The following is a 2,277-nucleotide window of genomic DNA, read 5'->3' on the forward strand; positions in this document are numbered from 1 at the left end:
GCTGTGGGGGCTGTGGGCCTGGTCTTTTGTGGGTTTCAGTGGGAATGGTCGGGGTGTTTTGAGCGGCTTCTGCGTCTAAAGGTTCGGCTGGTGTTTTGCCTGGTCGGGAGTGTTTTGCCTGGTCGGTGGGGGTGTTGTCCTGTAGCGGTCTTCTTGATCGGTTGTGCATGGTGGTCGGGTTGGGTGCACGCCGGTCAGGGGAGGGCGAGGGTGCGGTTACAGGTGCGGGTCGGGTCGGCTGCAGGGGAGTTGCGGTCGTTGCAGGGCTGGCTGCGGGCGGATCCTGGGGTGCGCCGGTCGGCCGCGGTTGAGGTACGGGGTGGTGTGCCTGGGCCGGGGGAGATGGGCACGGGGCTTGATGTGCTGCAGCTGGTGACGGGGAATGGGTGGAGTGCGGCGTCGTTCGTTTTGGCGGTGGTGGCGTGGCGGCAGTCCCGGCCGCAGCGGCCGCGGGTGGAGATCCGTCGCGGGGTCACGGTCGTCGTCCTCATGGACTGTTCCGAGGAGGAGATCGAGCGGGCGGTCCGGGCGCTTGATGCCGCCGATGCTGATGAGGGCGGCGGTCGGTGAGCGTGCTGCCCGATCCGGGGGCCTCGCGGGCGGTTGTGGTGGGCACGGGCCGCTATGAGCATCTGGAGCAACTGCCGGCTGTTTCGAACAATCTGCAGGCCCTCGCCGATCTCCTGCGCGGCCCGCTGTCTCTGCAACTGCCCACCCGGCATGTGACCGTTGTCGAGGATCCGGTGGCCGCGCACACCGTGGTGGGTGCCGTGAGGCAGGCGGCCGCCGAGGCCACCGACACGCTGGTGGTCTACTTCGCCGGGCACGGCCTGGTGGATGCCCAGGATCAGCTCACTCTGGCCCTGCCGCACACTGAGTTCGGCCGTGTGGAGACCGGTCTGCCGTATGACTGGCTGCGTCAGGTTCTCCTTCTGGACTCCCGGGCGGAGCGTCATGTCGTGATTCTGGACTGCTGCTACAGCGGCTTGGCGCTGGGGAGGATGAGTGCCGAGGCCGGGCTTGCCGACCAGGCCGCGGTGGAGGGCAGCTTTCTTCTGGCGGCCGCGGCTGAGACCCGTACCGCCCTGGCGCCGGTGGGGCAGACGTATACGGCCTTCACCGGAGCGCTGCTCGACACGCTGCGCCGCGGGATACCCGGCGGTCCCGTGCTGCTGGATCTCGCGGCTGTCTACCGGCACGTGCGTCTGACGCTGGCGGCCCGGGGGCACCCTGTTCCGCAGGCCCGGGACCGTAACAGCGGCGCTCAGGTCGCGCTCGGACGCAATCACGCGGCTCTGCCCGCCGTACCCGTCCCCGCTGCGCCTGGTGGGGGCGCCGGGGAGCGGTCGTGGCCGGATCCGCGTGCGATCCGTACGGTCACGGGGTTCTTCACCGTTCTTGCGGAGGTGCGTGTGGTGAGCGGTCTGACTCAGCAGGCGGTCAGTGAGCGCTCGGGCGGACGTGTATCGGCCGGTACCGTCAGCAGCCTGCTCAACCGCGGCACGCTTCCCACCACGTGGAGTACAACGGCCGCCTACCTCTCGGCCTGCGGCGTTCCCGACGATCAGATCACGCAGTGGCAGGCCGTATGGCGGCGGTTGCGCGCGGAGATCTCGTCAGGCCGGGCGGCGGGCTCGGCCTCCGCCGGGGGCGGCGAGCCCGAGCCCGAGAGGAGAAGGGCATGGTCGGGGCGTTTGTCGGTGTTCCGCCGGGAACGGGGTCACTGACCGGAGACGGCAGGAGCCGAGGAGGCTGACGGCTGAGGGCGGGGCGTCGTGTCCGGGTCGTCGGACTCGTTGCCGAACAGGGTGTTCCACCCGGCGATGGCCACGATAGCGACCGCCAGGACAACACCCGTGGACGGCTTCTTCCACCGGCTGGATGCCGACGACGGCTTCACGTAGTGCCCTGCCCGGTAGTGCCCTTTGCGGTTCTTCGCCTTTGCCACAGCTACACGTCCCCGTTCGGTGCGACTGCTTTGCCGGGCCGAGTCTCGCAGCGACCGGGGCTTGCCGGTTCCTGAACGGCTGAGTACGGCTGATTTCCGCACCCTGCGGGAGTGGCCCGGGCATCTCGTGGTCGGGATTGTCAGCGCCTTGGTGTGGGGCGGGCTTGTTGTTCGGCGAGGTGGTCGAGTCGTACCGCGTCGAGGGCGGTTTTGGTGATTTTTTCGGTGCCGTCGGTGATGGCGGTGATGGCTGCTTGGCGGATGAGCCGGGTGAGGCTTCCGATGCGGCCGGCGGTGCGCTGGTGGAGGTAGGCGTGGTGGCGGGGGAG

General features: G+C 69.1%; 3 protein-coding genes and 1 pseudogene. 2 read left to right on the forward strand and 2 right to left on the reverse strand.

Features of this window, described 5'->3' with window-relative positions; all coding sequences use genetic code 11:
- The first annotated feature begins 222 nt into the window (after positions 1 to 222).
- Together FNH04_RS45030 and FNH04_RS45035 are read left to right on the forward strand one after the other, a co-directional pair.
- Positions 223 to 570: an effector-associated constant component EACC1 gene (locus FNH04_RS45030; protein ID WP_322725690.1), complete on the forward strand. Its 348-nt coding sequence runs from the start codon at positions 223 to 225 to the stop codon at positions 568 to 570.
- Positions 567 to 1,727, forward strand: coding sequence for a caspase family protein (locus FNH04_RS45035; protein WP_322725688.1), 1,161 nt, complete (start codon positions 567 to 569; stop codon positions 1,725 to 1,727). The genes FNH04_RS45030 and FNH04_RS45035 overlap by 4 nt, the downstream gene beginning before the upstream one ends.
- On the opposite strand, the gene FNH04_RS47070 is transcribed toward FNH04_RS45035, so the two are convergent.
- Both FNH04_RS47070 and FNH04_RS45040 read right to left on the reverse strand, forming a co-directional pair.
- Positions 1,721 to 1,948 carry a hypothetical protein gene (locus tag FNH04_RS47070; RefSeq protein WP_194237033.1) on the reverse strand — a complete coding sequence of 76 codons (228 nt, stop codon included), beginning with the start codon at positions 1,946 to 1,948 and terminating at the stop codon, positions 1,721 to 1,723. The two genes, FNH04_RS45035 and FNH04_RS47070, sit on opposite strands and share 7 nt — an antisense overlap.
- A 140-nt stretch (positions 1,949 to 2,088) precedes the next feature.
- Positions 2,089 to 2,277 (reverse strand): annotated as a pseudogene (locus tag FNH04_RS45040) (ATP/GTP-binding protein); the annotation flags it as partial.

Source organism: Streptomyces phyllanthi, assembly GCF_009377205.1.
GTDB classification, from domain to species: Bacteria; Actinomycetota; Actinomycetes; order Streptomycetales; family Streptomycetaceae; genus Streptomyces; species Streptomyces phyllanthi.